13 protein-coding genes are annotated in these 19,033 nt (G+C 39.6%); 6 read left to right on the forward strand and 7 right to left on the reverse strand.

Going from position 1 to position 19,033, the window contains the following annotated elements; translation table 11 throughout:
* The first annotated feature begins 103 nt into the window (after positions 1-103).
* Positions 104-2,674, forward strand: a complete 2,571-nt coding sequence (mgtA, locus tag CLV96_RS17220) for a magnesium-translocating P-type ATPase (RefSeq protein WP_081581527.1) — start codon at positions 104-106, stop codon at positions 2,672-2,674.
* A gap of 109 nt (positions 2,675-2,783) precedes the next feature.
* Here mgtA and CLV96_RS17225 read toward each other — a convergent pair whose 3' ends face one another.
* Positions 2,784-3,122, reverse strand: coding sequence for a lipoprotein (locus CLV96_RS17225; RefSeq protein ID WP_004787457.1), 339 nt, complete (start codon positions 3,120-3,122; stop codon positions 2,784-2,786).
* A 155-nt stretch (positions 3,123-3,277) separates the two neighbouring features.
* Between CLV96_RS17225 and CLV96_RS17230 the strand changes: the two genes are divergently transcribed.
* Positions 3,278-4,459 (forward strand): serine hydrolase domain-containing protein, encoded by a 1,182-nt coding sequence (locus CLV96_RS17230; RefSeq protein WP_004786574.1) that lies wholly within the window; start codon positions 3,278-3,280, stop codon positions 4,457-4,459.
* 21 nt (positions 4,460-4,480) lie between these two features.
* On the opposite strand, the gene CLV96_RS17235 is transcribed toward CLV96_RS17230, so the two are convergent.
* Both CLV96_RS17235 and CLV96_RS17240 read right to left on the reverse strand, forming a co-directional pair.
* Positions 4,481-6,229 (reverse strand): acyl-CoA dehydrogenase family protein, encoded by a 1,749-nt coding sequence (locus CLV96_RS17235; protein ID WP_004785304.1) that lies wholly within the window; start codon positions 6,227-6,229, stop codon positions 4,481-4,483.
* A 9-nt stretch (positions 6,230-6,238) separates the two neighbouring features.
* On the reverse strand, positions 6,239-8,236 hold the full coding sequence (locus CLV96_RS17240; protein WP_004785005.1) for an oxidoreductase: 1,998 nt from the start codon (positions 8,234-8,236) through the stop codon (positions 6,239-6,241).
* A gap of 125 nt (positions 8,237-8,361) precedes the next feature.
* On the opposite strand from CLV96_RS17240, the gene CLV96_RS17245 reads away from it, so the two are divergent.
* Both CLV96_RS17245 and CLV96_RS17250 read left to right on the forward strand, forming a co-directional pair.
* Complete coding sequence (locus CLV96_RS17245) at positions 8,362-9,012, forward strand: TetR/AcrR family transcriptional regulator (RefSeq protein WP_004787189.1); 651 nt, start codon at positions 8,362-8,364, stop codon at positions 9,010-9,012.
* Between the two features lie 158 nt (positions 9,013-9,170).
* Positions 9,171-10,577 carry a right-handed parallel beta-helix repeat-containing protein gene (locus CLV96_RS17250; RefSeq protein ID WP_004786113.1) on the forward strand — a complete coding sequence of 469 codons (1,407 nt, stop codon included), beginning with the start codon at positions 9,171-9,173 and terminating at the stop codon, positions 10,575-10,577.
* 4 nt (positions 10,578-10,581) lie between these two features.
* On the opposite strand, the gene CLV96_RS17255 is transcribed toward CLV96_RS17250, so the two are convergent.
* Positions 10,582-11,241, reverse strand: coding sequence for a TetR/AcrR family transcriptional regulator (locus tag CLV96_RS17255; protein ID WP_004785021.1), 660 nt, complete (start codon positions 11,239-11,241; stop codon positions 10,582-10,584).
* A 94-nt stretch (positions 11,242-11,335) separates the two neighbouring features.
* Positions 11,336-13,489, reverse strand: coding sequence for a neutral/alkaline ceramidase (locus tag CLV96_RS17260; protein ID WP_004787589.1), 2,154 nt, complete (start codon positions 13,487-13,489; stop codon positions 11,336-11,338).
* Positions 13,490-13,902: 413 nt separating this feature from the next.
* On the opposite strand from CLV96_RS17260, the gene CLV96_RS17265 reads away from it, so the two are divergent.
* On the forward strand, positions 13,903-16,014 hold the full coding sequence (locus CLV96_RS17265; protein WP_420813723.1) for a cellulase family glycosylhydrolase: 2,112 nt from the start codon (positions 13,903-13,905) through the stop codon (positions 16,012-16,014).
* 2 nt (positions 16,015-16,016) lie between these two features.
* Here CLV96_RS17265 and CLV96_RS17270 read toward each other — a convergent pair whose 3' ends face one another.
* A complete protein-coding gene (locus tag CLV96_RS17270; RefSeq protein ID WP_004784473.1) occupies positions 16,017-16,853 on the reverse strand; it encodes an SDR family oxidoreductase in 837 nt (278 codons plus the stop codon).
* Between the two features lie 53 nt (positions 16,854-16,906).
* A complete protein-coding gene (locus CLV96_RS17275) occupies positions 16,907-17,680 on the reverse strand; it encodes a helix-turn-helix domain-containing protein (RefSeq protein ID WP_004785538.1) in 774 nt (257 codons plus the stop codon).
* 253 nt (positions 17,681-17,933) lie between these two features.
* Here CLV96_RS17275 and CLV96_RS17280 point away from each other — a divergent pair, with 253 nt between their 5' ends.
* A complete protein-coding gene (locus CLV96_RS17280) occupies positions 17,934-18,917 on the forward strand; it encodes an LLM class flavin-dependent oxidoreductase (RefSeq protein WP_004787121.1) in 984 nt (327 codons plus the stop codon).
* Positions 18,918-19,033: the final 116 nt, after the last annotated feature.

Raw genomic sequence — 19,033 nt, forward strand, 5'->3', positions numbered from 1 at the left:
TTAAACGTCAACCGAAAGAAATCATATGATTGACGATAAGAACGAAATGAACAATTCTAAAAAAATTTAGATATCACTCTTTGTTCTTATTTGAGGTCTACTGATGCAGCCAAATTTTAATACTTCTACTTGGTGGCTGAATTCACTAAACGAAACGTTACTTTACTTGGAGACAAATACCACCGGTCTAAACAAAGAGGATGCGATCATTCGCCTCCAAAAATTTGGGGCAAACCTCTTTCTGGATCGAAAAAAGAAACCCCTTTGGAAGCAATTGTTAACCAGGTTTAGAAATCCTCTAATTCTACTTCTGCTCTTTGCAAGCGGAGTTTCTGCTTTCATGGGAGAAATTTCCAATTTCCTTATCATTACTGTCTTAGTATTCTTTAGCGTTGTTTTAGATTTTTTTCAAGAACACAAAGCAGGAAAAGCAGCAGATCATTTACGTCAGTCAGTATCTGTCCATACAACGGTGTTCCGAGATGGGCATACAATTGATTTGCCAGTTGCACAAATTGTTCCAGGTGATCTTGTTTTACTTTCAGCAGGTGACATGGTTCCAGCTGATGGGCGAGTGTTAGATGCAAAGGATTTTTTTGTCAAACAAGCAATCCTTACAGGAGAAACCTATCCTGTTGAAAAACACCCCGGGGAGCTGAATTCTGATGCGAATGATATCACAGAAGCATCTAATGCAGTATTTATGGGTACATCAGTCATTAGCGGAAGTGCAAAAGTTCTGGTAACAAACACAGGACTTAACACGGCAATGGGTGCCATTGCAGATAAACTAACCATAACTCCGCCACCAACATCATTTGAAGTGGGAACAGAAAAATTTGGTATTTTGATCATGCGAATGACAATTCTCCTCGTTCTTTTTGTTCTATTAGTGAACGCAATTTTACTAAAACCTTGGTTAGATTCTTTTTTATTCGCAGTTGCTTTAGCTGTTGGATTGACACCTGAGCTACTACCAATGGTAATATCTATTACACTTTCTCGTGGAGCCATAATGATGGCTAAAAAGAAAGTAATCGTAAAACAACTGTCTTCTATCCAAAATCTTGGTTCAATGGATACACTATGCACGGATAAAACCGGGACTCTTACCGAAGCAAAAATTAAACTTGAAAAACATGTAAATCTCAACGGAGAAACTAATGAACGGGTTTTAGAACTAGCTTACCTAAACAGTTTTTATGAAACGGGTTTAAAAAGTCCTTTAGACGAAGCCATTTTAGAACATGAAGAGATTAGTGTAAATGATTGGGTAAAAATAGATGAAGTGCCTTTTGACTTTGAGCGAAGGAGAGTGTCTGTTTTATTGGACCATTCCAAAACAAAAAAACGGATTCTAATTGTAAAGGGTGCGCCTGAAGAGATCATTCGACTTTGTACAAACTATGAAACCGAAATCGAAGTAGTCCAATCGATAGACAATACCGGATTGGATAAAATTCGAACTACTTACAAATCTTTAGAGAAGGAAGGATTTCGTGTTCTAGGAATTGCCTGGAAAGAAGAAGGGATTGAACATCAACACGCTGTTGTAGGTGACGAAGCAGAGTTAACACTTTCAGGTTTTGCTGCCTTCTTAGACCCACCAAAAGAAAGTGCAAAGTTCGCCTTATCTGCATTAAGTGAGATTGGTGTTTCAGTCAAAATTATCACGGGGGATAGTGATCTGGTGACACAACACGTATGTTCTGAATTACAAATACCAATTCAGGGGATCCTGACCGGTAAAGAAGTTGATGTAATGGATGATTCAGCGCTTAAAGTCCATGTCGAATCGACCAATTTATTTTGTCGTATGAATCCCTCACAAAAAAACAGGATCATTTTAGCTCTAAAACAAAGAGGCCATGTCGTTGGTTATTTAGGAGATGGAGTCAACGATGCTCCCTCTCTTCACTCGGCAGATGTTGGATTGTCCGTAGATTCTGCCGTAGACGTGGCTAAAGAAGCAGCTGACATGATTTTGCTGGATCATGATTTACACGTGTTATATGACGGTGTTTTAGAAGGGAGAAAGACTTTTGGAAACATAATGAAATATATTATGATGGGAACCAGCTCGAATTTTGGAAATATGTTTAGTATGGCGGGAGCCGCTTTGTTTCTCCCATTTTTACCGATGTTACCCACTCAAATCCTTCTCAATAACTTCTTATATGATCTTTCAGAAGTACCAATCCCTTTAGACGAAGTTGATCAAGAAGAATTAAAAGTACCCCGAGTGATGGATATTGGTTTTATCCGTAATTTTATGTTAACTATTGGACCAATTAGTTCTGCCTTTGATTTTTTAACATTCTACGTAATGCTTAATGTTTTAAATGCAAACGAAGCGTTGTTCCAAACTGGTTGGTTTGTGGAATCCCTTTGCACACAAGTGTTGGTTATATTTATCATTAGGACCAGAGGAAATCCTATCAAAAGCAAACCTCATGGTTTACTTGCGACTGTTTCCTTAAGTATTGCAGCAGTCGGAGCTTTCCTGCCATTTACATCCATAGGGTCTTATCTTGGATTGATTCCTCCACCTATGAAATTTTATGCAATCTTGGCTACTATGGTTGTTGTTTATTTGATTGTTGTGGAATCGGTGAAACGCCTTTTTTATTACGTTCATAGTAAAAAAACAAAACTTCCGCGCCAGGGATCGTAGCGGAAATCCTTTGCACGTAGGTGCAAAGATTGGAGCGGAGAGCCCGGTCGATTCATCTTTGGATGTTAGATGTTAGAACTAATGCGAGGCGCCCCGTCCCAAACAGATGTTATTCGGATGGTTTTTTCTTTTTATCGTTTTTTTTGGCTTTTGCTTCTTTGGCCTTCTCGTTCATTTCTTCTTTTTTCTCTTCTCGTTTTTCCATTCGAGAGGCTTTCATCTCTTCTAAAGTCACTGATCCATCGGCGTCTTTATCAAGTTCGGTGAAAAACCCGTCATGAAATTTTTGCCATTCTTCTTTAGAAACTTTATTGTCAGTGTTGGTATCCATTTTTTTGAAATGATCCCTAGGCATTCCTTTTTTCCCATGGCCATCATGGTCATGAGCAAAAACAGAAGTCGTTGCAACCAAGGCAACACTCGTTAAGATCGTTAGAATTTTTTTCATACAAAAACCTCTGCCGTATTTTTGATCGTTTTTTTCCTTTCGTCAACACCTTCATCGGTTTTTTTATTTCCAAATTTTTTAAATTCATTCTATTTTTTGATTTCCGAACAACCTCAAACTTTGTATGAAAGTAGCGGTATCGGTGGTATCTTAAATTGAAACAAACAAAAGTCATTACGGGAATTATTTTCTCAATCTTCTTTTTTACCAGTGATCAAAATTACGGAGAGTCAATCCCCCAATGGTCTTGCCCAAAACCTCTCGGCGATCAAGATTGGGAAATCACCGAATCGATTGATTTAGATTTTAAAACAGATATTTTTTGCAAATTAGTCAATGAAGTAACTTCAGACTCAAGTGAGTTGCATTCTCTTGTAATCGAAAGACACGGAAAATTAATCACAGAAGTCTATAACACAAGGGAAGATAAACCATTTAACAAACGCTATGGACTCCGCTTTCCTTTCGATGGAAAAACCGAGTTCAATTCAAACACATTACATGACGTCAGGTCCGTTAGCAAATCTGTAGTCTCTCTACTTTTCGGAATTGCAATCGACAAAAAAATAATTTCAAACGTAAATTCCCCAGTTTTATCTTTTTATCAAGAACTGGCTACCCCACCTGATGATGCAAAAAAAAATATTACATTAAAACATCTTTTAACAATGAGTAGTGGGTTGGATTGGGAAGAATGGAGATATGGATTTCTGTTTAGTGATGAAACAAAACTTCTTTGGAAACAAAACATTGCTGAATTTGTTTTCGACAGAGAGGTGGTGACACAACCAGGCATAAAATTCAAATATAACGGCGGAGGTACATCCGTCCTTTCTGATATACTGATAAAAAAAACCAAAAAATCATTAAAGGATTTAGCGAAGGAATGGTTATTTGATCCATTAGAGATTAAAAACTTTGAATGGGTGGAAGATAGAAATGGAAGGGCACTTGCACAAGCAGGACTTCGATTAAAACCAAGAGACATGTTAAAATTAGGCAGGTTAGTTTTAAACGAAGGCAAATGGAAAGGAAAACAAATTATATCAAAACAATGGTTAAGTGATTCACTGAAATACCAAATCGATTCAGAGGTGAAAATTTTTCGAACTGATGGGAGATCTTTTGGTTATGGTTACCAATGGTGGCTTGGCGAAACGCAAATTTCCAATAAAAAAATACCTTGGTCACTTGCTTTGGGGAATGGAGGACAACTCATCTTTTCCATCCCCAGCTTAGATATGGTAATCGTGACCACTGCAGGTGGTTATGGAGACCCAACTTCAATCCAAGAGATTGTGGACTTAGTTGAAAAAATCATAACAACTGCAAGGTGACAGTAACAGCCAGCCATTTATTTATCCGAAATTTTGAATTCGATAAAGACTCGATTGAGCAATGGCTGCACTATCAATTACGTAAGCATGGCAGTCTTTTTTCCAAATTTCGCTCAACTTCGGGTCTGTAATTTTCGGAATTGATTTTTCGTATAACAAACTACAAATGTAACGAGTCATTTGGATCATTAAGTTTTCTGCTACCGTTTCTTTTCTCACTTCTTCTTGGATGTTTCGCATCACGCGAATGGATTCTTCCAAAACTCTTTCTTGTTCCAAAAGAAATGAAGAGGGAGTTGGAATCTCTGCTTTCAAAGAATTGAGATACTTTCTAAAATTTCCATCACCGGCCATACCGGCAAGGATAGCACCTGTGGCAATACGAACATGAATTTGGCTTGTCCCTTCGTAGATGGTATTGATTCGAGAATCCCTAAACATGCGAGAGATATCGTAGTCTTCCGTATAACCAGCTCCACCAAACACTTGCACAGCGAGATTGGTACATTTATGCCCTTCTTCGGAACTATAATATTTCGCCATTGGGGTGAGAGTGGATGCAAGTGTAGACCAATACTTTACTTTTTCATCTTTTCGAATTTCCCTATCTTCTTTCCCAACCTTTTCCATCCGAATTTGATGGTGTTGGTACATATCAATCACACGTGCTGTTTCTAGAGTGAGAAGTCGCATCGCATTTGTTTCTCGTTTGATTTTATGAATCATCTCCGCAACAGCAGGAATTTCACCAATGGGTTTTCCAAATTGTTTTCTTTCATTGGCATACTTCACACATTCAAAATAAGCAGCAGCTCCACCACCGCAACCACCGGAGGCACTCACAAGACGCATAAAGTTTGTCATCCCAGCTGTATAACGTGTAAGCCCAAGTCCTTCTTCACCTAAAATTTCTCCGTAAGTGTTATCATAAACAATTTCACAAGTGGGTGAAGCATGAATTCCCATTTTCTTTTCAATACCTGCGACAAAAACATCTTCGCTTTTAACAATGAATACAGAGAGTCCTCTCGCTCCACCTTCCGATTTTCCGGTGCGTGCCAAAGTGAGAAGAAGAGCTGGATGGTCGCCAAGTCCGCAACCTTGTGAAATAAACCGCTTGGTACCTGTTAAGCGATAACTTCCATCCTCTTGTTTCACTGCAACCGTTCTTACATTGTTAAGGTCAGATCCGTAATCAGGTTCCGTGAGTGACATTGCAAACAAACATTCACCTGTGGCCGCCTTTGTTGCATAGGTTTCTACCTGTTCCGGTGTTCCAAACCGATCTACAATTTGTGCTAAGTTGAGTAAGGTAGTCGTCATACAAAAGGCAACATCTGCCCTTGCCATAAGCATCGCATAAAGTGCACCAACCGTTGCCGGGAAAGCAAGACCACCAGCTTCTCTAGAAAGTGAATATGCCATAAGACCGGTGTTACGAAATTTTTCATAAATCTCGATTGTTTCTTTTGGAAAAATCACCTTTCCATTCGAATACTTTAGTTCATTACGATCCATGGTTTGAGATTTTTGGGAAACATCGTTTCCAAAAAAATCTCCCATTGCATCCAAACTAGAAGTATATAATTCGAGCGCTTCTTCCTTTGTAGAAGGTGCCATTTCATAACGAGGGTTATTTGTTTTTACAAATGTTTGATGGTCAAAAAAACCCTCCCCTTCTGTTTCTTTTATAATGGAATCCCAATCAAGAAGTTGGTTAAAAATTAACTGTAAGTCTTCGTCTTCTGAAAAATAGTTATTTGCGATCATGTTTTTCTCCTAATGAATGCTATATGCTGCTTCTAAACCTTCTAAAAATGCTCGTTTGGCATCGATATTTTTTGGATCTTTTGCCCCACCGATCACAATTGTTTGTTTGTTTGGATATTTGTTTTGGAATTCTTCAAGAACCGAGTTTTCTTTTTCCTGACCCACACATAAAATCAGCGAATCACAAGGATACAAAAACTCTTCTCCATTTTTTAGTTCTACTTTTAATCCTTCTTTTGTGACTTCTTTGTAAGTAAGGCCTTGATAAAACTCCACACCTACGGATTCTAACTCTTGTTTGAGTGCCCAAAATGTGGTTGGTCCAAGTCCAGCTCCGTGTTTTCCATTTCTACGAAAGACTGCAACATCTCGGTGGGCTTTTTCTTTCTGAACCCCAGCATCAATAAAGGAACTGATATTGTATTTTTTATCATAGGAATTCAAAGTAGGCTCTTCTTCTTCCGTCAATCTATGGGCGACATCCACACCAATCCCTCCTCCGCCAATCACGGCTACACGTTTTCCTGGTTTGAACTTTCCAGTGAGATACTCAGTATAATTTCCTGAAGGAAGATTTTCTAGTCCTTTTAAAGAAAACTCACGTGGTTTCACTCCGCTTGCAAAAATAGTTACATCTGGATTTTCTGTTTCTAACAATGTTAGGGTTGCATTTGTATTCAAACGAATCTCAACTCCAAGAGCTGGCAGTTCATTAGAAAAATAACGAATGGTTTCTTTGAATTCTGACTTACCTGGAATGTTGGATGCCAATTGAAATTGACCACCAAGCGCACTGGCTTTTTCCACAAGAGTGACCTTATGTCCGAGACTAGCACTCGCACGTGCTGCCTCAAGCCCCGCAGGTCCTGTTCCAATCACAAGAACTTTTTTAGGATCCTTTGTTTTAGGTTTAGAAAACTCTAATTCATGAACGGCTTCTGGGTTCACAATACACGAAACAAATTTTTCTTGGAAAGCATGATCAAGGCAGGCTTGGTTACAAGCCACACAAGTATTGATTCGGTTTGACATCCCCGTTTGGAATTTTTTGACAATGAATGGATCGGCGAGAAATGGCCTTGCCATTGAAATGATATCGGCCCGATTTTCATCAAAAACTTTTTGCATGGTAATGGGATCGTTCACTCGGTTAGAAGCAATGATGGGAACACCTGGTGTGTTCTCTTTGATACGACTTGCAATGGGAATCCAAGCCCCACGAGGAACTAGTTGGCTTATGGTAGGAACTCGGGATTCATGCCAACCAATCCCGACATTCAAAGCGGAAACTTTTTCATCTCGCAAAACTCGTGCTAAGTGAATTACTTCTTCAAAGGTAGGATTTCCTGGGATAAGATCAATCCCTGACATACGAAAAATTACAGGGAACCCCTCTGGAAGTTGTTTTTTCACGGCACGGAGGACTTCTATCGAAAAGTTCATCCTTCGGGACGCATCCCCACCAAAATAATCATCTCTATGGTTTGTCACAGGAGAGAAAAACTGATTTAAGAGATAACCTTCGCTCCCCATAATTTCAACAGCACCAAATCCAGATTCTTTTGCGAGTTTTGCCGCCACTCCAAAGTCTTCGACTGTGTTCCAACACTCTTCTTCTGTCAGTGCTTTTGGCACATAACGATTGATTGGTGCTCGAATGGCAGACGGGGCCACACAATTTCTATCTGCTGCATACCTTCCTGCATGGAAAAGTTGGGCACACATAGTCCCTTTGCCATAAAGCAGTTCGTTCATACGTTTTAATTCTTTGGCATGTTCTGGATTTTGGATGTTAAAAAAAGTCCGAGATCCTTTTCCCTCTTCATTCACACTGATCCCACCGGTGACGATAAGACCCACCCCTCCTTCAAACCGTTTGCCATAAAAAGCAGCCATCCTTTCGGCTGTGCCAGTTTCTCCCTCCACACCAAGATGCATGGATCCCATAATAAAACGATTGGGGAGGGTAAAATTACCAATTTGGATCGGTGTAAATGCTGGATTCATTCTGACTATTTCCTAATTTGAATTAATTTACCATTGGTAATATTAAGAATTCAGATTGCAAGCCCTAAAATTACCACCGGTAATTAACACTAGTCATGAATAGAGTCTGAACAAGAATTGGGGAAATGGCTATTTCGCGAAAAAAAAACACAAAAAAAAAACCAAAGGCTGTGGGCCGCCCTTCGAAAGAAAATGGATTAAATGTGAAAGAAGCATTGGTCCAAGCAGGTTTGGAACTTCTCGGAACAACATCTCTCGAAGACATCTCACTTCGCAAAGTGGCCGCAAAAGCGGGAGTGAGTCACGTCGCCACTTACCACCATTTTGAAAATAAACACGCCCTTTTCTCTGCCATTGCTGAAATCGGATTTCAAAAGTATTTTGAGACTTATCAAAAAGAATTAGAAAAAACTGACCAAGACTTTAAAGGAAGATATCGTGCTTTAGGTTGGACTTATTTTCAGTTCATTATGGAGAACAGGCAATTCGCAAGGATTATGTTTGGTGGAACAGGAGTTGATGCCAAAACCCATCCAACACTACTGGCAGTCTCCAGGAGAACCTATCGCCAGTTACACGAGATCATTCGATTGGGTCAATCCTTGGGACATTTAGCAAAAGGGGATACCAGGGAAAAAACATTAGCTTCTTGGGCGATGATCCATGGAATTGCGATGTTATTTTTGGAAGGCAGGTTACAAATGAAAAATGACCCTAAAGAAATGGAAAAATTCATCCAAACGGTCACAGAGTACGCATATATCGGAATGAAATAAATTTCCTTTTGTTTTTAAGAATTTTGAGTAAATTGGTTGCCTGGTTGACAGAATCAGTTACGTTTATCTTCTTTGGATATGTTATGCGAAAATAAAGAAAATCTCCAAAGTTCTCTTTTCTGCTGGTTTTCGTTCTAATCTTTATCCAATTCCATTGTTTGTTAAACCCCATCGTCAGAGAACTTTTGGACATTGACCCTTCCAAAAAAAAGGACCACCTGAAAAACCTAACACTACTTCTAGGACTTTACGGAGGACCTTCAGCAACAATCACTCCCTCTCTTGGGAACATCATTCTTTCCAACACTGAGATTCGAGTTGTATTCAATCGGAGTATAATTCCCGATTCATTTTCTGCAAACCTTGGAATCCAACTAAACGCTGTTTGGTCAGATACATATTCACCCAATGACACCGTGGTACTTTCTGGTCCAATCCCTCTCGGAACGTATTCTTTTGTATTAGATGCTACAGATTTTCTTGGGATACATTTAGCACCACTAAATGGAACTTATACAGTTCTTTCTTCCAATACAAACTTATATTATGTAAGTCCCACAGGAAATAATGGAAATTCAGGAACCACACCGGGAAGTGCAAAACTGACAATTCCTGCTGCCATTACAGCATCAACTCCGCCTGCAGCTATTTTAGTTTCAGAAGGAAATTATTTCGTGGATAGTGGACTCGGAACTCAAGTCAATTTGACAAATAATGTTTCGTTATACGGTGGACTTAGTTCTGATTTTTTAAATCGCAATTCCAATTTGTACATTACAAGGATTGTTGATACTGCAACTGCCAGTGCCGATTCAATCGCAATGAATGCTGGTTCAGGAATCACATCTTCCACAGTTGTGGATGGATTTTATGTTCAAGGGGCATCGAACCCGAATGCACCGGTGGCATCCATCGCCTTCAACTGCTTAATTGGATCTCCCACTATCACAAACAACCGATTGGAAGGAGGTGTTGTGAATAATGCTATTTCCGTTGCCATCTTTCTTTCCACATCCTCAGCAATCATCTCGAACAATTTTATTCGCGGAGGAACTTCTTCAGTCACAAATACATTTGGTGTATTCGTCCAAGATTCTTCTTCACCTACAGTAGTTTTCAATACGATTTTTGGCGGAATTGCAAACGATTCTGCACATGGAATTTATAATTCACCACATGCAAACACACCTATGATTGCGAATAATACGATCAATGGAGGTTCTGGTGGTATCTCCTATGCAGTGAACACAAGTTATCCTTCTAATGCATCAGTCACGAGTAACATTTTAGATGGAGGCACAGGAAACTCAAGTATGGCGATTTACCATGGGGCTGGAGCGACGGATGTCGGAAATTACCAATTCAACACGCTCTTTACTTCCGGAGGATCCAATAGGTATTGTTTGTATGAAGCTAGTGGCTCAAGTCCCATCAGTTTTAACGGAAATAGACTATTCAGCTGTCCTACAGCACTCTACTTTGATGAAGCCACTAACCCCATAAATGATATAACAACCATTAATGGAGGGACATTTGGTGGATCGTCTTATTCAGGAAATTACTGACATTCTACTTAGGTTTGCAGACTTCAGGTAAATAATTTTTTAAATACGAGATTGTAGCCTTTTTGGCTTCTCCCACCATCCAAGGAGTGAAATCTCCAAAGGTTCGGTAAGAATGTTTTAACAAAGAATCTGCAATAGAAAAGGCAACTCCGAAGATTTGGTCTGTCTGTTCTAACTCTGGTAATTCGAACCGGTCCATAAGTCCGAGTTTGGCTAGGTTTGCTAGTTTTGCATCCAGTTCCTGACCCACTTGGCGCATGTCAGGATTACTCATTCGATATCCATAAATCAATCGAGGGAAAGCTCTTTCTTTATTGGTGACTTCAACAGCAACGTCAATTGATCTTTCAATATATGTTTTCCAGGAATCAAAAGATTCTCTTTTTAATAATATAGATTTTTCGATAAGGCTTTCTGAATGCAACAACCGAATTCCATGGAAGATTGCTTCCACATTCGGGAAAAAATGGTAAGCAGATGGCCTCGGGATATTTGCTTCTTTGCAAATGTCTGCAAAACTAATTTCTTCTGGAGATTTTTCCCTAAGGAATTCCAAAGCAATTGTTAACAATTGAGTTCGTCTATTTCTTCCCTGTTTGCTTGTGAATTTAAAGGGCCTGGAAGCAAGGTCTGGGGATAAGGATGCGTCTACCAATTTATCCATACTACGAGCCTTCTAGAAAATCTTACCTAGTCAATCCCGTTGTAAAGAAAATACCTGACCTTTTTTAAGGGTCAGGTGAGTGATTGTTCAGATATTACTGCACAGTGAATTGATTTGTGACCCCTTGGTAAGCACTGATCGCTCCAGTCCAACCAGATTTCCAATGGCCCCGGTGTCTAAGTCGATAGGTCCCTGCTGGAAAGGATGTGGTATTCCAAGAAACATTGATTTTGGAATAAGCGACCCCATCTCTTTGCCATCGGTATGTCGTGGATGGGTCGTAATCTCTTGCCACAACTGTCCAAGTTGATCCATTTTGTTTTTCCACATCCACGAAGCTACTTCCGATGAGCATGTTATTTTTTGGATGAGCTCCCCAGAAGACGGCATTCACAGTGGCACCATTGCTATAGGAAGCAGAAGGTTGGGTAAATACTGTTCCAAAACTTTTAAAGAGAGGGACATCATCAAAAACAACGCCTGTTTGGAAAGTAGCTTGGTAATTGGTGAGGTCTGGTGGGGTAGGACCTGCAGGGGAAGATGTTCCATTCCGCATAGCACTTGCTAGTTTTCCAAATTCTTGTTCATATCCAAGTAAAGTGTTCGGTCCAAATTGGGTTGAAGCTCCTTCATATTGTTGTGAAGAGTATTCTTCTCTTGTTGTCAGATACGAAGTATAAGAATTGGACAACCCTGCAATCACAGTGTATTCGTTTTCCAAAACATTTTTTACTAGAGAACGAAGCCTTCGACCCGCCATAGTCGATACTTCGGCAGGAATGGCAAGGATCGCTAAGTTCCCAATTTTAATGATCTGCATAGGAATCACCGGTGGAGTCCAAGGATTTCCATCGAAACTCGCCACACCCGTAGGGATCAGGACGGGTTTTTCCGCATGACAAAGTTTATAAGCTTCGCTCACAGAAGTCGGCCAAAGAACGCCAAGGAATCCACCGAGGAAACTAGCTTTAAATGCATCCGCAGTATTTGTGTTCCAGTCGAGGGAATCCACAGTGGTTCCTTCATCAAAAAAATCCACAGAGACAGCATTATCTTCCACACTTCCGGCCGAAAAAGAAGCACCCATCCCCGCAGGGCAAGTAGTAGTTCCTAAACTACTGATATAAAGGTTCGAAAAGTTAACATATGTATGTCGGAAGTCAACAGAACCTGTTAATTGAGTATTGGCAGAAGAATACAAAGATTGTGCTTTGTTTAATTGCTTTTCGGCAATAATCTTTTGGCGCGCATAATCATTCACTCCATCCGCAGGGCCCCAAAGATTCGGTGTCACATCACCTGCATTCGATTGAGCAAAAGCAGCCACGAATGTTTGGTTTGCTGAATAGTTTGCACTTTTAGACTTTTCAAATAAATAAGAAGCAAGCCCCTTATTATCACCACCAATGAGTTTATTTGTTGGACCAACATTAGTTGGATGTACGGCAAACCAGTTCACCATTCCTAATTCTCTACCATCTGCCGCAACTAGTTTCAACAATGTCATCGTTTGGTCTACGTTCGATCCATAAAAGTTTCTCTCACTCACAGGGTTTTTATCGTAAGCAACTGCAGAACGATTCTTACTAGCGTCCGTTAGGTTTCCTTGGTTGATATAGACATTCCCAGGAACTAAATTTTGGTGAGCCAATTTGATAGAACGATAAATCCCATCCACAATTACGTCATAGTTTTCTTTAATAAAACCTGCTGTAGTCGCATTGTATAAAAAATAATGTGAATAACCACCTGGACCACTATGAGTATGTGTTGCAGAAAGCAAAACATTTGCCTCATTATAATAAGGAGAAAGTTCTGAATCCAAAGCGATTTTTTTGCTCACCGCTTGTTTGATGGATTGGAAAATCATACCCAAATCAGCGCTGACAAATACCACTCGTTTGGAAGCATCTCCAATGATATAGGCCCTTGACCATAGGCGCATATAAATCCCTTCCGTTTTTTGAGCTGTTTCCGCAAATCCCATCATCCCTACTTCTGCAGCAGGTCCTGTGATGTCGTAAATACCTGCGCCGACTAAATAGGGCGACGAACCAAGGGAAGGTGCCACGGCACGACTCACACCAGACGAACTGGCCAAATCCAACTGAGAACTCTCACTCGCACCGGCACTGACGAGTCCAAGTAGGGGCGATGGGGATGGCTTCTGGTCGGAACAATGCAAAACCAGAAAGCTGCAAATCATGGTAAAACCCAAGCGCACTCGGGATTCTTTTTTGGAATTCATATACTTTCTCCGAATCTAAATTTCTAAATAAAACAGTTTTCGCTTGGGTTTCCTCTCGTGGCCAAGGCCGATCCAAAACCAAATTCGGTTTATAAGTCTAAACAGTGTTAAAAATATGGCAAGAAATTTAATCGACATATGTCGATTTTTATAGAGCAGTGTTCAGGTTTCCGCTACAATAAGAGAGTGATTTCCGTAAGAATCGGACAGAATGAAGAGGTGATGCGATGAAAACCGTTCCCAAGTAAAAAAGGTAAGTCAGTTTCCTATTTCACTCAGGTGCTTTTTCCGGATGAGGATTTCTCAATTGCATATTTATGGAAATTTGATGTCATTTTTTTGATCGACAAACGTCGACTAATGTGATGCAACTGGCCAAAACCCATTCCCCAAGGAATGCCAAACGAGGAATTATGAAACCAAACCGGAAACAGGGAAACCTAGGCTCAGGCCTGATTCGCATTTTTTTACTCAGCACTCTTGCCTGTACTCCGGCAAAAGATAACGGGTCAAACATGGTTACCTTACTATTATTAGGCGGATACAACCAACCGGGAACTACTGAAGTTCATTCCTTTGGATCTTCAAAGGCAACCGCAATTGCAACGTCCCTGCATAATCTAGATTACAGCCTTACATCCCAAGAGCGGGAAATTTTGATTTCAGAAAAAAATAACAACTCGTTCACAGACCAGATTTTTGTGGATGGACTAGGTCGAGAGGTCAGTTTCCGAGGATTTAATATTTCAGGGAATATGAAACTGGCGCAACATGGGTTTAAACCATTTGCAAATGAATCCGATGCAGAGATTGCTTTTACTAGGCTCGGAAAAACCACAGGATCAAATATCATTCGTTATACGATAGCTTGGGAAGGCGTCCATCCTGCAGTTGATACGATTGATTATAATTACCTAGATTCGGTCATAAACCAAATCAAAAAAGCAACAGCAAAACGAATGTACATTCTTCTTGATTACCATCAAGATTTGTTCTCACGCCATCTATTTAATAAAAACTCTTGGCATACAGGAAATGGTGCACCGGCTTGGATTACCAAGGGAGGGAGTTACCCAACCGAATACTGTGGCATAATTTGTGCCAGTTGGAGTCAAAACAATTTAACAAACGAAGCAGTCCGTCGTGCCTTTCGTAACTTTTGGAACAATGCCCCACTATCCACAAATTCTGGAACAAGGAATATGCAAACAGAGTTTCTATGGCAAATCGGAAAAACATCTGCCTATCTAAAAGATAAACTTAGTGCAGAAGAATTTTCTTATATACTCGGACTTGATCCATTTAATGAACCAGTGGACGGAGGAATGGAAGGATTAACGCCTGCTCAGTGGGACAATCAAAAGTTATGGCCAATGTACAAAAAAATCCGAACCATTTTAAATCAAAATGGATGGGAAAATAAATGGGTATTTGCTGAACCTTTAGTATTTTGGAATACAAATATTGGTTCGGCGATTGCACCAGCAACAGGAGGTGGTCATTTGCTCTCACCACCTGGTCCAGGATTTGTATTTAACTCTCACTTCTATGACGCAGGGCGTATGGGAACAGACCTTACTGGAATTGATAATGCAACCTATTTCAAATATTTAGATGAAATCAGAAAGGAATCCAGGTTTCTAAAAATTCCCGTTTTCCTGAGTGAATTTGGAATGTGGCTCAAAGGAACAGGTGCAAAAGATACCCCTCGAATGATCAGTGCCGTATACCAAGCGATGGAGATTTCAGATGGAAACCAAAGTTCCAAATCTAGATTCGCCGATTTTTACAATCCCATTGTATCGGGAACACAATGGCACTGGGATTATTATTACAATAACCATGCAGAGTATATGAATGGAAATCCAAATAAACTTGTTACTACAAAAGATGCATGGAATGAAGAAGACTTTTCAGTGGTAGGAAATTATGGAACCAGTTTCAACTTAAATAACCATTCCATCGAGCGAGGTTATTTGCGCAAATCGCAAGGCCGGATCATCAGTAGTTATTATAATACAGTTGGGTACGATACTTGGAACAATGTATTTTCTTGGGCCGCAATCAAACCGGGAGACTCGGAACCAAAATACTTTGTGGGGAAAAGATTTCAATTGGTCATTTGGAAAGGAAGGTACTCGGATGCTCCCACAGAGGTCTACCTTCCCAATCATTTTGATCCTACGAAGGTTATTTTAGTTTCCGAAAAAAAAATCTATAACCAGTCCATACCAACCACTCCTAACCAGGAAACCAATGAGGTCATCATCACTCCAGATCGGAATCGAGAGGTTGGTTCTGGAAACATTTTACATATATGGGATGATTTGGATCTAGACGAAAATCCGAACTCATCTTATCATTATGTTTTGGTTGTGGATGGAGGAATTACTTCCTATTCCTTACAAACACTTCAAGAGATCCAATCCAAACTCAACACCCGGATTCTGTTAGAACAAAAAAGTCCGATCTATTTAACGGGGAAAATGACATACGGCGGATATCCCGCCGAATCATCAAATTAAAGTTAACTTACTTTCTCTTGGATTTTCCAAATTCCTGATTTAGCTGTTTCTTTGACATAGGTCTGAAAGTCTTTTGGCTTTCTACCTAGTGCCAGCTCCAAATCGTTCGTGACTGATTCATTCCTTCCATCTAGGACTGTGCGAAACAAATAATCGATTAACCATAAAACATCATCTGGAAGCCCAAGTTTCCTTAGAGTTACCAAATAATCATCTAACGGAAGTTCCTCGAATAAAATCAATTGATTTGTGGTTTTTGCTATCGTTTGAAAAACATCTTTAAAACTAACAAGTTCTGGACCTGTCAGCTCATAGAGTTTATTTTTATGTTTGTCTGTCACAAGAGAATCAAAGGCAAGATCACAAAGATCATCCAAATCCACAAAGGGTTCCTTGGCTGCTACCCTTGGAAATAAAACCTTACCTTCTAAAATTGAGTCGAGAAACATTCCCTCACTAAAATTTTGTAAGAACCAACTCGATCGAAGGATGGTCCACTCTAACCCAGAGTTTTGTACAATTTGTTCGCAAGCTCTTGCTTCTGGTTCACCTCTTCCAGATAACAAAACAAGACGTTTTACCTCGTTTTTTTGACAAACTTGAACCAAGGATTGGATGGCCTTCAAAGATGAAGGTACTGCCAAATCTGGTTGGTAACTAATATAAACCTGGTTGATTCCTTGGAGGGCCTTTTCCCAACCTTCTGGGTTTTCCCAATCAAAGGATGGTTCCGCCTTTCTTGATCCCAACCGAACCGGATAATTGGCTTGTTTTAGTTTTGATAGAATTCGTGATCCAGTTTTTCCGCTGGATCCAATGATGAGTGTTTTTGGTTTCATGTATACAGAATACAAAAAATCAAAAAAGAAAAATTGAACAAACCCGACAGATTTTAGTTTTTTTCTCTGAATTGAAATGGTTTTTTTTTGGTGAACAACTTAAATTGGCGGATAAAATGAGATTGGTCCGAATACCCACTAACATACGCTACATCCGTAAGCCTAGAATTGTTTTCTGTATTTATTTCATTTAAACTAAATTGGAACCGAATGATGGTTGAAAACTGTTTTGGAGTCAAACCCACATAGTTTTGGAATCGCCTTTGCAGTGTTCTTTCCGAAAGTCCATGTTTTTTAGATAATTTTCCAATTTCACAGTTCCCTTTTTTCTCTAATATTTCTTCGATACAAACATGCAAAACCGGGTCTGGGTGAAACTTCTTTCCTTTTTCGATAATGAAATTCATTAATGCCTGGGTACCCAAAGAAGAAGAAAACTCATCTATCGCCAAACTAAAACTAGGTTCAAAGTTCCAATCGGATCTGGGGATTGTCCAACATGAATTGGTTAATTCAAGAACAGGAATGTCCAAAGAAGATTCTACGACTGCAGGGAGAAGTTGCACCATCACGAAGAAAAAAGGACCATTAATTTCAATTTGTATGGGTTCAATGGTTTGCCCATATACAAACACAGGGTCCATTACTTTGGATTCCGAACCAACAAAAACCGTCACAGGCTTTTTAGAATGAAAAAAAACAATTCCAGGAAATCCATCCGCATAAAAAGGAAGTGTTTGTTTCTCTTCGCAATTGGATTCAAATACAAATACAGATTGGATTAGTGATTTTTCCTTAGGACTTAGATCGGGTTTCCATACTTTCATTCGGTCTTAATGAATCCAATCTTACTACAAACCTTAAACTAGTCGCTTCTCATGTTTTGAAACTAAAGAAGGTATAATCCTTGGCCTGCAAGTTACTTAGACTTATATTTGATTTCATTGGATTATTTTTTTTAAAAATTATACTACAAAATAAAATTTCACATAACAAACGTATTTATTTTTTTTCTATAAAACATGATTTTCTTTTTTTACCCATTTACACGGGAGAGAGCAAAAAGGGAATGTGTTCTTAATGGCAAAATTTTCAATTCTCGATTTAGTATTTATCAATGAAGGAAATAGTGCAAAAGAGGCACTGGCGAATTCCGTGCGAGTGGCAAAAGCAGCAGAGAGTTTGGGTTATCATCGCATTTGGGTAGCAGAACACCATAACTTCCCTTCCATTGCGAGTGCTGCTACCTCTGTGGTCATTGGGCATTTGGCGGGACATACCAAAACCATACGCGTTGGTGCAGGTGGAATCATGTTACCAAATCATTCTCCTCTTGTCATTGCAGAACAATTTGGAACCTTAGAAAGTTTATATCCCGGAAGGATTGATTTAGGCCTTGGTCGTGCTCCCGGAACCGATCAACTCACCTTACGTGCGTTAAGACGTGATGCCATGAATGCACAAACCTTCCCAGAAGATGTCAAAGAACTTCTCGCTTATTTTGAAGATGATGAAAATCAATTACAAGTACGTGCGATTCCCGGAATGGGAACCCATGTCCCCGTCTGGATTTTAGGATCTAGTTTATTTGGTGCACAATTAGCAGCACTCCTCGGACTTCCTTATGCCTTTGCTTCTCATTTTGCACCGGGAGCACTTATGGAAGCAATTGCCATTTATCGAAAACAATTTCGACCTTCTCTCTATTTGGACAAACCTTATGTGATGGTAGGAGTAAATGTGATTGCAGCGGATACAGACAAAGAAGCGGAGTTTCTCTTCACAAGTTCCCAACAATCTTTTACTCGTATCCTTCGAAATATGAGAGGACCTTTTCCACCTCCCATCGAAAACATGGATTCCTATTGGTCTCCACAAGAAAAACAAATGGCATCTCAAATGTTATCTTATTCAGTTGTAGGTGCACCTGAGACAATAAAAGTGGGTATTAAAAAAGTTTTAGATGAGACAAAAGCCGATGAATTAATGACTGTCACATCCATTTATGATACCGATAAAAAAATTCGTTCTCTTGAAATTTTGGCAAATTCGGTAACTGAATGAAAATAAAATTAAACAACTTCTTCCAATTTTTCTTTGCCTAACTTACTACTTTTGAACGGATAGACGGAAATACCTGGAACTTTCTTTAAAAATTTCAGGTCCTATCGTAGAATATG

The sequence above is a fragment of the Leptospira meyeri genome, from assembly GCF_004368965.1.
Taxonomy (GTDB): Bacteria; Spirochaetota; Leptospiria; order Leptospirales; family Leptospiraceae; genus Leptospira_A; species Leptospira_A meyeri.

Coding starts and splice junctions, on each gene's coding strand:
- CLV96_RS17240 (WP_004785005.1), bottom strand. CDS start 8,236: ATGAATCCAGCATTTACACCGATCCAAATTGGTAATTTTACCCTCCCC.
- CLV96_RS17225 (WP_004787457.1), bottom strand. CDS start 3,122: ATGAAAAAAATTCTAACGATCTTAACGAGTGTTGCCTTGGTTGCAACG.
- mgtA (WP_081581527.1), top strand. CDS start 104: ATGCAGCCAAATTTTAATACTTCTACTTGGTGGCTGAATTCACTAAAC.
- CLV96_RS17270 (WP_004784473.1), bottom strand. CDS start 16,853: ATGAAACCAAAAACACTCATCATTGGATCCAGCGGAAAAACTGGATCA.
- CLV96_RS17235 (WP_004785304.1), bottom strand. CDS start 6,229: ATGATCGCAAATAACTATTTTTCAGAAGACGAAGACTTACAGTTAATT.
- CLV96_RS17255 (WP_004785021.1), bottom strand. CDS start 11,241: ATGGATAAATTGGTAGACGCATCCTTATCCCCAGACCTTGCTTCCAGG.
- CLV96_RS17245 (WP_004787189.1), top strand. CDS start 8,362: ATGGCTATTTCGCGAAAAAAAAACACAAAAAAAAAACCAAAGGCTGTG.
- CLV96_RS17260 (WP_004787589.1), bottom strand. CDS start 13,489: ATGAATTCCAAAAAAGAATCCCGAGTGCGCTTGGGTTTTACCATGATT.
- CLV96_RS17280 (WP_004787121.1), top strand. CDS start 17,934: ATGGCAAAATTTTCAATTCTCGATTTAGTATTTATCAATGAAGGAAAT.
- CLV96_RS17275 (WP_004785538.1), bottom strand. CDS start 17,680: ATGAAAGTATGGAAACCCGATCTAAGTCCTAAGGAAAAATCACTAATC.
- CLV96_RS17265 (WP_420813723.1), top strand. CDS start 13,903: ATGAAACCAAACCGGAAACAGGGAAACCTAGGCTCAGGCCTGATTCGC.